Source organism: Geminocystis herdmanii PCC 6308 (assembly GCF_000332235.1).
Classification (GTDB): domain Bacteria; phylum Cyanobacteriota; class Cyanobacteriia; order Cyanobacteriales; family Cyanobacteriaceae; genus Geminocystis; species Geminocystis herdmanii.
The window spans coordinates 2,775,391-2,789,417 of the sequence record NZ_CM001775.1; the positions used below are offsets into that span (position 1 = coordinate 2,775,391).

Sequence of the window (14,027 nt, forward strand, 5' to 3'; positions counted from 1 at the left end):
TTAATAGTTGATGATGACTAATTTAATTAACCCATTTTACCGTTTTATTGTTAATATTTCTGTCTCACTTATCAATCCTAATAGTATCAAAAAAACCATGATTTCTACTCGATTTTTGACAATAATCTGGCGTATATTTTGTGTCTTTTTACTGTTAATTTTAAGTATTGCTTTAATCTTATTAACTCCTCAACCTGTCAATGCAGAAATCTTGAATTTTACCCATGCCGAATTAGAAGGGAAGGATTTTTCCCATCGAGACTTGACAGGCTCGATTTTTGCGGCTTCTAATCTGCGTAATGTCTCTTTCCGTGATTCCAATTTGAGCAATAGTATCATGACGGAGGGAGTTTTACTCAATGCGGATTTACGGGGTGTTAATTTTACGGGCGCTTTGATCGATCGTGTTTCTTTTGACTTTTCAGACTTACGAGATGCTCTTTTTGTGGATGCTATAGCCACTCGTACCCGATTTTATGATACTAACATAGAAGGTGCAGATTTTTCGGGGGCAGTACTCGATCGTTATCAAGTAAATTTGATGTGTGAAAGGGCGACAGGAGTAAATTCTGTGACAGGAGTTGCCACCAGAGACAGTTTAGGATGTAAAGAATGATGAAGGGTTAGGTTAGGAGTTAGGTATAGGTGATATTTTTTCTAATCTATGCTCTGTATAAATATATTTTAAAGGTTTATCCCAAGATTCTCTAGGTAAATGAGGTATATAGGCAAAATCGAAAACAATGCCCATAGTTGGCACATTGTACCATGAAGAAGATGCTAACATTCGATCGTAATATCCTCCACCATAGCCTAAACGATAACCAGTTCGATCGAGCAGTACCGAAGGTACTAAAATTAAATCCACAAGGGTAGTATCAATTAAAGGAGAATCCGCTAAAGGTTCAAGAATACCGTAATTTCCAGTTTGTAACTTATCACCCCATTGCCATTGATGCCACACTAAATTATTTCCTTCACAACGGGGAAAACCCCAGATAACCTTACTGTGTTGATGTAAAAGACTTAAATCTGGTTCTTGTTTAAAGCTAAAATAACTTAAAACGACTTTGGCTTGACGAAAAATCTCACTGTTTAAGATATTGTCACAAATTTTATCACTGTTCGATCGCCATTGATGAGGAGAAATACTTAATCGTTGTTGAATATATTTTTTTCTTAATAACTTTTTCTCGACAGATATATCAATTATTCTATTAGGCATCTGGTAAAAAAGATTGTGGATTTGTTCGTAGTAAGGGTTTTAACCCTTGATTTGTTATTTTTTTTACCTAAAACCTAACACCTAAAACCTAAAACCTAACCCCATCAAAAAAACTATGAATCTACAATAAAATATTTTTATGGCTCAACCCATCTACCGTCAGCTTTGATTAAGTTGATTAATTCTTCAACACCTTCGGTTTCTGGAACTTTTTTGATTTCTTCCTTACCACGATACAAGGAAATAAAGCCGGGTTGCTTCCCAACATAACCATAATCAGCGTCTGCCATTTCACCCGGTCCATTGACAATACAACCCATTACAGCTATATCTAAACCTGTGAGGTGTTTTGTGGCTTCTCTGACTTTGTGTAAAACTTCTTCAAGGTTAAATAAAGTACGTCCACAGGAAGGACAAGCTACATATTCCACCATGGTTTTACGCAATCCTAGAGATTGAAGGATACTATAACAAACGGGGATTTCTTTTTCGGGGGCTTCCGTTAAAGATACTCTGATAGTGTCGCCGATACCTTCTGCTAGTAATGTGCCAATTCCCGCAGTGGATTTGATACGCCCATATTCGCCGTCTCCTGCTTCGGTAACGCCTAAGTGTAAGGGGTAATCCATGCCTAATTCGTCCATGCGTTTTACCATTAAGCGATAAGCTGACAACATTACAGGCACTCTGGAGGCTTTCATAGAAACAATAAGATTACGAAAATCCAATGATTCACAGATTTTGATAAATTCGATCGCCGATTCTACCATACCTTCGGGAGTGTCACCATAAGTAAAGAGCATTCTTTCTGCTAAAGAGCCATGATTAACGCCGATACGCATAGCTTTACCTTGATCTCTTAAGGATATAACTAACGGTTCGAGGGTTTCTCTAATTTTATCACCAATTTCGGCAAATTCTTTGTCACTATAGTCAGTTCGATCGAGCTTAGGTTTTTCAAAGACGTATAAACCGGGGTTAATACGCACCTTATCAACGTGTTTCGCCACTTCAAGGGCAATTTTCATACCATTATGATGGACATCTGCCACTAACGGTACATCTTGATAGGTTTTAATTAACTGCGCCTTAATTTCCCCTACAGCTTTAGCATGGGCTAAACTAGGCACAGTGACTCGAACAATTTCGCAACCAATTTCATGTAAACGGCGAATTCCCGCAACGGAAGCCGACACATCGAGGGTATCCTCATTAATCATGGATTGCACCACTACGGGATTATTTCCACCGATGGTGATGTTACCTATTTTAACAGGGCGAGTTTTACGACGATGAATTGTACCATCAAAGAGATTGAGAGTGGGTAAAGGTTTATCTATAGTTTGCATATTTAATAATGAGGAATGAGGAATGGAGAATGGAGAATGGAGAATGGAGAATGGAGAATGGAGAATGGAGAATGGAGAATGGAGAATTAATAATTAATTATTAATTATTAACAATTAAAAACTCCTCACTATTCACTATTCACTGATTTATCGATCGACCGATCCCATAATGACATCAATACTACCTAGAATTGCCATAATATCAGCAACTTTTACTCCTTTGAGTAAATGGGGGAGGATTTGTAAATTATTGAAATCAGGGGCGCGGATTTTCCAACGCCAAGGGAAGACATCATTATTACCAACAATAAATACTCCTAATTCACCTTTTCCACTTTCAAGACGCACATAATGCTCCCCTTCTGGAATTTTGAAGGTGGGTGCAACTTTTTTGGCGATGTATTGATACTCAAAGTTATTCCATTCAGATTTTTTGCCCTCTTGAAGTCTTTTCGCCTCTAAGTTTTCATAAGCGCCACCGGGTAAACCTTTTAACGCCTGACGAATGATTTTAACCGATTCGCGCATCTCCCTAATTCGGATGATATAACGGGCGAAACAATCTCCTTCCGTTTCCCACTGCACATCCCAATCAAAATCATCGTAACATTCATAACGATCGACTTTACGCAAATCCCATTTTACTCCCGAACCGCGCAACATAGGACCGGATAAACCCCAGTTAATGGCTTGTTCTCTGGTGATAGTACCTATCCCTTCAATACGCTTACGAAAAATAGGGTTATTGGTGATGAGTTTCTCATATTCATCAACTTTTGGTAAGAAATAATCGCAAAAATCTTCACATTTGTCCACCCAACCGTAAGGTAAATCAACGGCGACTCCTCCAATACGGAAATAGTTATTGTTGATTAGGCGCATCCCCGAAGCGGATTCCCATAAATCATAAATCATCTCTCTTTCACGGAAGATATAGAAAAAGGGAGTTTGAGCGCCCACATCCGCCAAAAAAGGACCAAGCCATAGTAAATGGTTTGCGATGCGGTTTAATTCTAGCATGATTACCCGTATATATTGCGCCCGTTTCGGTACTTCAATATCGGCTAATTTTTCGGGCGCGTTAACGGTAATTGCCTCATTAAACATCCCTGCGGCATAATCCCAACGACTAACATAGGGTACATACATGACGTTGGTACGATTTTCGGCAATTTTTTCCATACCTCGATGTAAGTAACCGATGACGGGTTCGCAGTCCACTACGTCTTCACCATCAAGGGTGACAATTAGTCTCAAAACCCCGTGCATAGAGGGATGATGAGGTCCCATATTGAGAACCATTGGTTCTGTTCTAGTTTCTATTGTAGCCATAAAGCTGATTTATTTATAGGGTTAAGTATGTATTCCAATCGTTACTCGATCGATCATTTTTAAGTTTTTTGATGAAAGAATCAATATATATTCTCAAAAGATGATTTTTGGGCAACTAATTAGTATTGTAAAACCTAGATGATTTATTTATTGAATTTCTTGGTATAATCTATCATAAAAGTATGGTTGATTCAAGATACCGTTAATGGAAATGCTTTTGATGGTTGACTCGATCGAATCCTTGACAGACTTTAAAGATATAAAAATATAAAATAGTAATAATTCTTTGGTGTGACGCAAAATATTTTGTTTGATGATGATTATAGTTTAGATAAAAGTGCCATTGGTATTCCTGTACATCCTTTACAGTATAGAGCCATCGGCGTGATTCAAGGTATATATGAACCTTTAGAGAATACCTTGACCAAAGGTATTATGACTACGGTAGATAATGCTACTTTTGAGACAGTAATTTTAGGTAAGGCAATTAGTGCGGTGAAAAATCATGTGGATTTGAATGAGGTGCAAAATTGGGTTGTGTATCCCCATATTGTACCTGAGTTCGATCGACTACATTTACAAGTTTTAGGTGTTTTTGTACCTAATGATACAGAAAATATGTTACCTCCTAATTATTTTTCTATACGAGGGGAAGTAATTTATTCCTCAAAAAAAGAACAGAAAGTTATTGTTAAAATTTGTAAAAATAATAGTTTATCTAGTCGGCGAGTCAATTTTTTTAAGCTAGAATTAACAGGTAAAATCCCTGATCATACGATTAAACATTTTTATTCCTTTAGTACGGTTTTACAAGGACAAAAATTAATGATCAAAAACTATATTGATTTAGGACTAATTGCCGTTAATATTTAATTATTATCCCATCTTTCAGGCTGAATTAAATCAATAAGATGATCTCTTAATAGATAACCATTCAACTCTAATTCTATTTCTATTTTATGCCATTCTCTGGCAGGAATAAAATTACAAATGGTATAAATGGGTTGCTGACGACCGAGTAATCCTTTTTTAATCAACTGACGTACTTCTTCTTTGAGAGAGTTAATGGAATAATTTAGTTGTAAATTCATAATTATTTCTTTGATAAATTGTAACAAATATTTAGCTTGATTCTGGACAGAAAATTACTGCTATTGTGATGAAAAAAAATTAGGTATTGACAATACTTATTACACCGTCTATTATTTTCTTGTCTTTTAATCATTAAAAAAATTTAACGGTAATAATGATAGTTTTAGTAACGATCGATCTTTAAACTATATTCGGAGAATGGGAACTCTAAAAAAGCAATAATAATAATGTTTAAACTTAAGTCTATTTTTTATTATCCTCTGGGAGAAGATATTTGCTGATAAAAGTATATAATCTTAATATTGTCTTTAATTCTTGACAATAATTTCAGCATTTCAGAATATTATAGCAATAAAGATTATTTGATTTCTTACGAAATTCCCCAGAGATTCCTTCGTGCCTCGCAATAACTATCAATTCTCCATTCTAATTGTACATTCCTTAAAATCTTAGACTTATGGGTAAAAGAGCATTATTATTGATTAATCGTCACTCCCGAAAAGGGGAAAAGTCGTTACCTCTGGCGGTAGAATATTTTTATGCCCATGACATGGAATTAATCATCAAACCCGTTAAAAACTCTGACGAATTAGGAATGGTGGTAAGAGAATATCAACATCAGATAGATTTCGTCATTGTCGGAGGGGGAGATGGTACTCTTAATGCAGTGGTAGATAGTTTAGTAGAGACTAATTTACCTTTGGGTATTTTACCATTAGGCACGGCGAATGATTTGGCTCGAACTCTCAATCTTCCTTTAACGATGAAAGAAGCCTGTGATGTGATTGGGGTTGGAAAAATGAAGTCGATCGATCTAGGATGGGTTAATGGAAAATATTTTTTTAATGTGGCGAGTCTGGGTTTAAGTGTTGATATTACGGAAAAGTTATCAAGAGGGATAAAACGCCGTTGGGGAATTTTTGCCTATGGCATTACCGCTTTACAAGTTATTGGTGCTACTCGTCCTTTTCGAGCTACGATTAAAGTTGATGGTGAGAGTTTTTCTGTCAAAACTGTACAAATTGCCATCGGTAATGGTAGATATTATGGTGGGGGAATGGCTATAGCCAATGATGCGGCTATTGATGATCAAAGACTAGATTTATATAGCATAGAATTAAATCATTGGTGGCAAATTTTTCCCTTAATTTGGCATTTACCCCAAGGAAGACATCATCAATTAGACTGGGTAAAAAGTCTGGCGGGAAAAACCATCGAAGTTTATACCAAAAAATCCTATAACATTAATACTGATGGCGAAATAACTACTATTACCCCCGCTAAATTTAAAGTTATTCCCCATGCTTTACAAGTTTTTGTGCCTTAATTAAGGGGTTGTCAAAAAATTACTTTGAGGAGAGTAGTAAGGAGTTTTTAATTCTTAATTCTCCATTCTCCATTCTCCATTCTCCATTATTTAAGAAGTTTCTAACCAATCATAAATTTTATCTAATTGTTCGATCGTAACTAAACCATATTGCCATAAAACCATGGGAATTAAACCTAAATTATGATCAACATTACGTTGAGCAATAGCAATACATTCTTGGGATAAATTGATTTCTTCTTGGAGAAATTTAACAAAACGGTGATAAGTAATAGTAGGCATATAAGTATATAAAAATATGTTGATGAATAAATGAATTAAAAAAATGATTATTAAAAAAAATTAGAATAGCTAAAAGCTAGTCTTTAAAAATAAAAGTTATACTTCTCACACAATTTGTTATAGATTATTCCTAAATTTTAACTAACTTTAAGAATTAACAAATAATTAAGTTAAATCTTTTTTTAGCTAACAAAATACCTATAAATAGGGAAATACTGTACTTGGATTTATGAAATAAAATACAGATAAACCTAATTTTTTAAGGTTGGGTTTTTCTACGAACAAATAACCCTAAAGATATGCGTTGATTTTATTTATCGATGAGGTTATTTTGACTAACGTTAATGATAGGGTAAAGATTATTGATTACTTGCGATTTTCCACTGAGATAGGTACAAATTATCAATGACTCTTAAACTCGATCACGAAGTTCCACCCTTGGCGATCGAAACTGCTCGATTCAGCTTTATCAGTGATTTTAGTCACTATAAACTTTTAATTAAGTAAAGTATTATACACTATTCGGTTTATTTTTGCTATTTTTTTTACTTATTTTTCTTTCCCCTCCAAAAACTCGATCGTAATTTTATCTCCTACCTTAATTCCTAGTTCCTTTGTTCTATTTTCTGCTAATTCGATGACTTGATCGATCGATACATTTGAATTATATAAAGGACAAGGATCAACATTACAGGGAGGTGCGGTAACAATATGTTTAATAACTCCTTCAGAAACAAAAATCATATCCAGAGGAATAGAAACATTTTTCATCCAAAAACTGACAGTTTGAGGAGGATTAAAAGGAAATAACATTCCACGATTAGGGGGAATAAAATCCCGATACATTAAGCCAATCTGTTGTTGTTGGGGAGTTTGAGCAACTTCTAACTCAATAATTTCCTGATTAATCAGTAATTTAGCACTAATGGGCAAATTTTGACCTTGGCTAATGGTATTAACAGGAATAGTTTCTGAAGAAATATTTTCATCACTGCCAGAAACAGAAGAAGGTAGAAAATTACAACCGAATAAAAAAAAACTAACCGCAACAATCACAGAAGAACTTAATTTGAGCATCAGCAAAGATGGAATACTGTTTGAAAATAATTATAAAAGATGAAAATAAAAGATAACACAAAACTAACCGATAAATTCGGAAAAGGTGATTTTTTAAAGAATGATTTAAGATTTGAACAATAAACATCTCCAATATTTAATAGACTAATAGCTTCACTATTACTACAAAATGATGCGAAAAAAATTTTTCTATAAAAAAAAGATGTTTGAACAAGCTGTACCCTTTACTCTGGCTTTTTTTGAAGTTAATTTGAATAATAATCAGCAATTTCAGCCTTATTTACAGTCTAGTTATGCCCAATTTTTAAGCGAAAATCAGGAATATAAATTAAGTCTAATTACTGGTGATTCTACTCCAAAATTAAAAACTTCGATCGAAAACTTTAGACGAGAAAATAATCTTAAATAATTAACAATGTTCGTAGTGAGGGTTTTAACCCTTATAAATGGCTAAAGCCATCACTACAAACTTATTTATTGTAAAGAAATGGGGATGGTAACGATAAATTTTGTACCTTCATTTTCTTGACTTTTAACTTCTATTTTTCCACCATGTAATTCTACTGCTTTTTTGACGATCGAAAGTCCTAAACCATTACCTTTTATACTTCCAACATTACTTCCTCTCTCAAATAAAGTAAATAATTTTGCTTGATAATCTTCTGGTATTCCGATACCTTCGTCTTCTATTTCTAAAACAAATTGGTGTTTTTCACAAAGTAAATTTAAGGTAACTTTTCCCCCTTCAGGAGAATATTTAATAGCATTGGATAGGAGATTATTTAAAATATGATTGAGTATTTTTTGATCTAAATAAACTGTATAATTTTCTTGATTACTATTTAATTTTATCTCATGATCGTCCGTTAAATTATTATATTCATCAACTATAATGCTGAGATATTCTACCAGATTAAAATTTTGAGGATAAAGGGTTATTTTTCCTTCCTCTGCTTTACTTATCAACAGTAAATCTTCGAGGGAATCTGTCATTTTGAATACAGCAGATTTAATAAAATTAAAGTATCTTTCTTTTTTATCAGGGGAAATTTGATCACCATAATCTCGAATTAATTCAGTATAACCGAGAATATTAGTTAAAGGAGTGCGTAAATCATGGGAAGCAGTAGCTAAGGCTTGAGTTTTTATCTGATTAAGTTTTTTTTCGGCGCACAAATCAGCTTCTTTTTGTAAATCATCTTGATATTTTGCCCATGCCATTGCAATAGTAGTGCTAACATCAACTATCTTATAAGGTTTGACTAAATAACCATAAACAGGAGTTGACTTTGCCCTCGAAAGAGTCTCATTATCTCCATAGGCACTAAGATAAATTATGGGAGTTTTATGTTGACTATAAATCACTTGGGCAGCCGTAATACCATCCATTTTTCCCTTTAACATAATATCCATTAAGATTAAATCTGGATTAGTTTTACTCACCTTTTCAATGGCTTTTTCTCCAGAATTAACCACACCACAAACCTGATAACCAAGTTTTTCTAAGTCAAGGGAAAGACTCTCGGCGGCGATTAACTCGTCTTCAACTATTAAGATTTTGACTTGTTTGGTTTCCATGTTATTAGTGAATAGTTGATAGTGAATAGGGAATAGGAAATAGTTTTTGATTCTGCATTCTTAATTCTTAATTCTTAATTCTTAATTCTTAATTCTTAATTGTTTTTCAGGGTGTAAAAGTAATAATAAAACAAGTACCCTCATTATTAGCATTGACTTCGATTTCTGCGTCTAACTGTTGACTTAATAATCTGACTAGACGCAATCCAAGGGAGTTATTTTTTTCCCAATCTAAATTAGGGGGTAATCCGATACCGTTATCTATTACTTCCAATTTTATCGATTCTTCTTCATTTGTGATTAAATTTATGGTAACTTCTCCTTCTCTTTGGGGAAAAGCGTGTTTAAAGGCATTGGTGACTAATTCATTAATTAATAATCCCGCAGGAATAGCGGTTTCAATGCTTAAATAACATTCTTGAAGATGAGTAACGGGTTGGATTCCTGTATGATAGTGATTGTAGGATAGAAAAAGATTTGACACGAGACGGTTAATATATTCGGCAAAGTTGATCTCGGAAAGGTCATCGGATTGGTATAATAATTCGTGAATAACTGCCATGCTTTGAATCCGATTTTGGCTATCTTCAAAAAGATTTTTTACTGTTTCGTCTTCAATATAACTAGATTGCAAGTTAAGCAATCCTGAGATAACATAAAGATTGTTTTTGACTCGATGATGGACTTCTTTTAATAAAATTTCTTTTTCTTGTAAGGATTTAAACAGTTTTTCTTCGGCTTCGTGCCTTTCGGTGACATCGGTGGAAATACCATCAATACTAATTGCTCTAGCATATTGATCATACACTATGTGCGATCGTTCTCGAATCCAACGAGTATCTCCCGTGGATAACTCAATTTTATATTCTAATTCCCAATTTTTGCCGTATTCGTTTTGCAAAACTCCTAAATGATAGTCTTCCATAATATCTGCCCATGTATCTTCTACTAATTGACGATATTCTGGTACTACCATCTCTAATAAAATACCACGATTCATTAATATATCGGCAGGAGAATAACCATATAGGATTTGACAGGCTGGATTAATATATCGCAAATTTAAGTCAGGTAAAGACATTGACCAAACTACATCCTGTAAAGAACTAAGAACACTATTTAACCTAGCTTCGCTTTGCTGTAGGGATTCTTCCGCTTGTTTTCGATCGCTAATATCATTGATTACAGCGATAAAGTAAGAAGGATCGACAGACACCCACACCACAGACATAGTAAGATTAATCCATAAAAACTCACCATTAAAACATCTCAAGCGAATTTCTCGTTCAAAAGTAGCATTATTTCCCACTAATAAACTCGATAAATCTGTGAGGGTAGGAGAAACATCGTCAGGATGAATCAGGGAATGAAAATCCATATCCACTAATTCGTCACGGGAATAACCCATTAACTGACTAAATTTATCATTGACTAAAGCGAGTTTGCCGGGGAGACTAACTTGAAGGATACCGACGGCGGCTTGATGAAAAATGCTACGAAAACGTTGCTCACTTAATTTTAACCTAAGTTGGGCAAGTCTTACTTCTTCGATGTCTTGTCCACAAGCTATGATACCAATTCCTTGTCCATGATTATCAGTAAAACGGTTAACATTCCATAATATTGTTCTTTCGTTTCCTTCGGCGGTTAAAATTTTATTCTCTAGGTTACGATGAATTTGTCCTTGTTGTAAGGTAAAGTTAAGTTGATCTTTAAAGGATTCTCTATCATGGGGAGGAATGAATAATAAGAAATAGTCTTCTCCCAATACGGAATCTCTACGCCAACCAAAAACTTTTTCTGCTTCTTCGTTCCATTCCACAATGCGATATTCTTGATTAAGTACTACTAAAATTGTCCCAGCAGTTTGTACAAATGTTCTTAATTGGGTGGTAGTTTGTTCTAGTTCTTCTGTTCTATCTTTGACTCTGGTTTCTAATTCTTCGTTGAGGGTGCGCAGTTGAGATTCCGCTTGTTTGGCTAGGGTTATATCTCTAGCGGTGGCGTAAATAATACCTTCTTCGTAGGGGAGACTTTTCCATGCTAACCATCTATATTGCCCATCATTAGTTAACCAGCGATTTTCAAAGTTAACGGAGGGAAAACCATTACTTAATTTTTCTAATTCTTGTTTGGTAATTTCTACATCGTTGGGATGAACAAAGGATAGCATATTTTGATTGATCATCTCCTCTGAATTGTAGCCTAAAGTGGTGAGAAAACTTGAGTTTACCCGTTTAAATGAACCATCGACTCCTGCAATACAAAACATATCAAGGGAGAGATTAAAAAAGTAGTCTAATTGTCGCTGTGATCGAGTTCGATCGATGGCAGTAGCTAAAACGTTAGCAACGGTTTGGAGAAAGTTAATTTCTTCGGGGGTAAATTTGCGGGGAGTTTTACTGTAAATACCCATAATGCCGAAACAGTCTTGTTTGCCACCAATATTAACGGCAACGGCGCTAATAATTCCCGTATTGTGTAGAATGGGGGAAGGGCTAAAACGAGTTTCTACCATTAAATCTTCTGTTACAACCGGGTGCATAGCTTTTAAAGTGTATCCCGGCATCCAACGAGGTGACGAGCCAATTTGAGCAAATCCTATCCATTCTTTCGTCCAACCTACTCCTGCTTTTAACACAAAAGAGGCTTGATTTGGTTGTAATTGTAATAAATCGCAATATTCTGTTTTTAGAGTTTCACTGACTATTTCAACGGTAGTATTCATTAAGGTTTCTAAGTCATTACTCACTAAAGCGGTATTGCCTAAAGTAGCGATAGCCGTTTGATATTGAGCGACTTGTAAGGCTTTTTGAGCGTATTCTGATTGTTGTATGGCGATCGCAACTTGAGAGGCTAACTTTTGCAGTAACTCCAATTCATCTTCTAACCACTGACGGGGTTGCCGACAATTTTGGGCGGCAAGTAACCCCCATAAGCGATCATGGAATATAATAGGTACAACTAAATTGGCTTGTATTTCTATCCCTAACAATAAATCCAGATGACAAGGAGAAAGATTCGCCTCGAAAACATTATCTACTGCTTGGATTCTGCCGTTAAGATAGGGTTGAATAAAGTCTTTGGCAAAACAGTGATCTTGTACTACTCTACCAAGTATTGACATTACCCCATTAACTACAGACTCCGCAATAATAACTCCGTCACCGTCAGGGTATAATTGATAAACGATAACTCGATCGCAATCTAAAAACTGTCTTACTTCATTAACCGTGCTGTTTAAAATTTCTTCTAAATGTAAAGATTTGCGAATGCGTTGACTAAGTTGAGATAGTAGTTTTTCTTGCTCAACTTGTTTTTTTTCTACTTTAAATGCGGTTTTTATGCTGTTTAATTCTTTTTGTTGTTGCCTTAAATATTCTTGTTGCCAAGAAGGAGTTAATACTTTAATTAAATGACGAGCATTGACTATATTCAGTCGATCGTATATTTTTAAATAGCATTTAGTTTCATGGTTTTGATATTCTTCAGAATAATTATTGATTAAGCAGGAATTGATAATAGAATCAGAAAAATTATGACTAATTAAGATATTATTTTGCGTTTCTAATAGATTGCTTATGAAAGTTATTTTTTCCGATTGTTTTTTACTTAGTAAATCGTCGGTTTTTAATTCTTTTATGGTTTTCTCTTTCCAATGTGGATTAAGAAAATATTTAATAATATTTTTAAGGGTAATAATTTTAATTAAGGATTCTTCTTGATAAATAAATCCTTGTAGATGTTGATGGATATTTATTTTTTTAATCAGAGAAAATAAACTAATATTTTCGGTAATTACTGTCAAATTCGGTTCAATAACTTCAGCGATACAGATACTTTGATAAAAAGATTCTGTATAAAAGTGACGACAAAGACTCTGATCTGATATAATTCCTATTAACTTATTACGTTCATTTAAACATCCGTAAATTATTGATTTTTGCTGATATATATTTTGTGCGATCGAAAATATATCAGGTAATTGTTTTTCTTGATAAGAGGGGAAACTCTCACAAAAATCTTTTGCATGGAGAGAATAAGTATTAAGATTAAAAGTAACTGTTTTGAGAATAGTTTGTTCAGAAATAACTCCCAAAGGGATTAAATTATCCACTACTATCAAATATTTATATCCCATAGTCATTTTTTTTACCACATCCAGAAAAGAAGTATTGGGTAAAATTAAAATGGGTTGATAGTCAATAATAGTGAGATTTAATTCCTCATGAAAAATCATCATAATCAGGAATGAGATATTAGATATTAGGTATTAGGTATTAGTCTGAAAAAAGAGTTAGGAGTAATAAATGAGAGTTTTTTATTTATTTTTCATTATCAATTATCAATTCTCCTTTTTCCATTATTTAAGATAGGAAAGGGGCATACAAAATTCATCAATTCCTTGTTTAATCACATAAATAATAACAGGAGTTACCAATAACGGAGGACAAATTTTTCTCTCGATGATATAATTCACTGCATTTTCAATGTAATTATCTTGTAAATCTGAACGCAAACTTTCCTCACAAATGGCTACTCGACAACGTTTCGCCCAACCGTCTAACCAATCCACTCGATCGATGGCTTGTCCTATAGAAAGTGCTATCGAGGTTGCACCATCTTCTAAATCTCCTTCAGCATCTTCAATTATATCTAATGCCATCATAGCAGGTTCACATTCTGCTAATTGATCTCGATAGTAACTAATTTCTTGACTGGTTAACTGCATAAATTTTTAATTAATTTAAAAATACAGAATCTA

At 34.2% G+C, this 14,027-nt stretch carries 13 protein-coding genes; 4 read left to right on the top strand and 9 right to left on the bottom strand.

What is annotated here, in order from left to right; translation table 11 throughout:
- Nucleotides 1–13 precede the first annotated feature (13 nt).
- On the top strand, nt 14–616 hold the full coding sequence (locus tag SYN6308_RS13815) for a pentapeptide repeat-containing protein (protein ID WP_017295044.1): 603 nt from the start codon (nt 14–16) through the stop codon (nt 614–616).
- Between the two features lie 12 nt (nt 617–628).
- On the opposite strand, the gene SYN6308_RS13820 is transcribed toward SYN6308_RS13815, so the two are convergent.
- The 3 genes from SYN6308_RS13820 to SYN6308_RS13835 all read right to left on the bottom strand — a co-directional run bounded on the left by SYN6308_RS13820 (nt 629) and on the right by SYN6308_RS13835 (nt 3,906).
- Nucleotides 629–1,225, bottom strand: a complete 597-nt coding sequence (locus SYN6308_RS13820; RefSeq protein WP_017295045.1) for a 5-formyltetrahydrofolate cyclo-ligase — start codon at nt 1,223–1,225, stop codon at nt 629–631.
- A 137-nt stretch (nt 1,226–1,362) separates the two neighbouring features.
- Entirely contained in the window at nt 1,363–2,574 is a 1,212-nt protein-coding gene (ispG, locus tag SYN6308_RS13825) for a (E)-4-hydroxy-3-methylbut-2-enyl-diphosphate synthase (RefSeq protein ID WP_017295046.1), read from the bottom strand.
- Between the two features lie 147 nt (nt 2,575–2,721).
- Complete coding sequence (locus SYN6308_RS13835) at nt 2,722–3,906, bottom strand: NAD(P)H-quinone oxidoreductase subunit H (protein ID WP_017295048.1); 1,185 nt, start codon at nt 3,904–3,906, stop codon at nt 2,722–2,724.
- A gap of 291 nt (nt 3,907–4,197) precedes the next feature.
- Between SYN6308_RS13835 and SYN6308_RS13840 the strand changes: the two genes are divergently transcribed.
- Nucleotides 4,198–4,779: a hypothetical protein gene (locus tag SYN6308_RS13840; RefSeq protein WP_017295049.1), complete on the top strand. Its 582-nt coding sequence runs from the start codon at nt 4,198–4,200 to the stop codon at nt 4,777–4,779.
- On the opposite strand, the gene SYN6308_RS13845 is transcribed toward SYN6308_RS13840, so the two are convergent.
- The gene (locus SYN6308_RS13845; protein WP_017295050.1) at nt 4,776–4,997 is read right to left on the bottom strand and encodes a DUF4327 family protein; all 222 of its coding nucleotides are present in this window, start codon (nt 4,995–4,997) and stop codon (nt 4,776–4,778) included. The two genes, SYN6308_RS13840 and SYN6308_RS13845, sit on opposite strands and share 4 nt — an antisense overlap.
- Nucleotides 4,998–5,455: 458 nt before the next feature.
- Here SYN6308_RS13845 and SYN6308_RS13850 point away from each other — a divergent pair, with 458 nt between their 5' ends.
- Nucleotides 5,456–6,325, top strand: coding sequence for a lipid kinase (locus SYN6308_RS13850; protein WP_017295051.1), 870 nt, complete (start codon nt 5,456–5,458; stop codon nt 6,323–6,325).
- 90 nt (nt 6,326–6,415) lie between these two features.
- Here the strand turns inward: SYN6308_RS13850 and SYN6308_RS13855 are convergent, their stop codons facing one another.
- On the bottom strand, nt 6,416–6,607 hold the full coding sequence (locus SYN6308_RS13855; RefSeq protein WP_017295052.1) for a DUF2949 domain-containing protein: 192 nt from the start codon (nt 6,605–6,607) through the stop codon (nt 6,416–6,418).
- Nucleotides 6,608–7,156: 549 nt separating this feature from the next.
- Nucleotides 7,157–7,684 (bottom strand): DUF192 domain-containing protein, encoded by a 528-nt coding sequence (locus tag SYN6308_RS13860; protein WP_026102074.1) that lies wholly within the window; start codon nt 7,682–7,684, stop codon nt 7,157–7,159.
- 202 nt (nt 7,685–7,886) lie between these two features.
- On the opposite strand from SYN6308_RS13860, the gene SYN6308_RS13870 reads away from it, so the two are divergent.
- Nucleotides 7,887–8,093 (top strand): hypothetical protein, encoded by a 207-nt coding sequence (locus tag SYN6308_RS13870; RefSeq protein ID WP_017295054.1) that lies wholly within the window; start codon nt 7,887–7,889, stop codon nt 8,091–8,093.
- Between the two features lie 65 nt (nt 8,094–8,158).
- On the opposite strand, the gene SYN6308_RS13875 is transcribed toward SYN6308_RS13870, so the two are convergent.
- The 3 genes from SYN6308_RS13875 to SYN6308_RS13885 form a co-directional block, all read right to left on the bottom strand.
- Complete coding sequence (locus SYN6308_RS13875) at nt 8,159–9,262, bottom strand: hybrid sensor histidine kinase/response regulator (RefSeq protein ID WP_017295055.1); 1,104 nt, start codon at nt 9,260–9,262, stop codon at nt 8,159–8,161.
- A gap of 106 nt (nt 9,263–9,368) precedes the next feature.
- Nucleotides 9,369–13,505, bottom strand: a complete 4,137-nt coding sequence (locus SYN6308_RS13880; protein WP_144051442.1) for a PAS domain S-box protein — start codon at nt 13,503–13,505, stop codon at nt 9,369–9,371.
- A gap of 120 nt (nt 13,506–13,625) precedes the next feature.
- Nucleotides 13,626–13,994, bottom strand: a complete 369-nt coding sequence (locus SYN6308_RS13885) for a hypothetical protein (protein ID WP_017295057.1) — start codon at nt 13,992–13,994, stop codon at nt 13,626–13,628.
- Nucleotides 13,995–14,027 lie beyond the last annotated feature (33 nt).

Coding starts and splice junctions, on each gene's coding strand:
- SYN6308_RS13875 (WP_017295055.1), bottom strand. CDS start 9,262: ATGGAAACCAAACAAGTCAAAATCTTAATAGTTGAAGACGAGTTAATC.
- SYN6308_RS13870 (WP_017295054.1), top strand. CDS start 7,887: ATGTTTGAACAAGCTGTACCCTTTACTCTGGCTTTTTTTGAAGTTAAT.
- SYN6308_RS13860 (WP_026102074.1), bottom strand. CDS start 7,684: ATGCTCAAATTAAGTTCTTCTGTGATTGTTGCGGTTAGTTTTTTTTTA.
- SYN6308_RS13855 (WP_017295052.1), bottom strand. CDS start 6,607: ATGCCTACTATTACTTATCACCGTTTTGTTAAATTTCTCCAAGAAGAA.
- SYN6308_RS13835 (WP_017295048.1), bottom strand. CDS start 3,906: ATGGCTACAATAGAAACTAGAACAGAACCAATGGTTCTCAATATGGGA.
- SYN6308_RS13885 (WP_017295057.1), bottom strand. CDS start 13,994: ATGCAGTTAACCAGTCAAGAAATTAGTTACTATCGAGATCAATTAGCA.
- SYN6308_RS13845 (WP_017295050.1), bottom strand. CDS start 4,997: ATGAATTTACAACTAAATTATTCCATTAACTCTCTCAAAGAAGAAGTA.
- SYN6308_RS13880 (WP_144051442.1), bottom strand. CDS start 13,505: ATGATGATTTTTCATGAGGAATTAAATCTCACTATTATTGACTATCAA.
- SYN6308_RS13820 (WP_017295045.1), bottom strand. CDS start 1,225: ATGCCTAATAGAATAATTGATATATCTGTCGAGAAAAAGTTATTAAGA.
- ispG (WP_017295046.1), bottom strand. CDS start 2,574: ATGCAAACTATAGATAAACCTTTACCCACTCTCAATCTCTTTGATGGT.
- SYN6308_RS13815 (WP_017295044.1), top strand. CDS start 14: ATGACTAATTTAATTAACCCATTTTACCGTTTTATTGTTAATATTTCT.
- SYN6308_RS13850 (WP_017295051.1), top strand. CDS start 5,456: ATGGGTAAAAGAGCATTATTATTGATTAATCGTCACTCCCGAAAAGGG.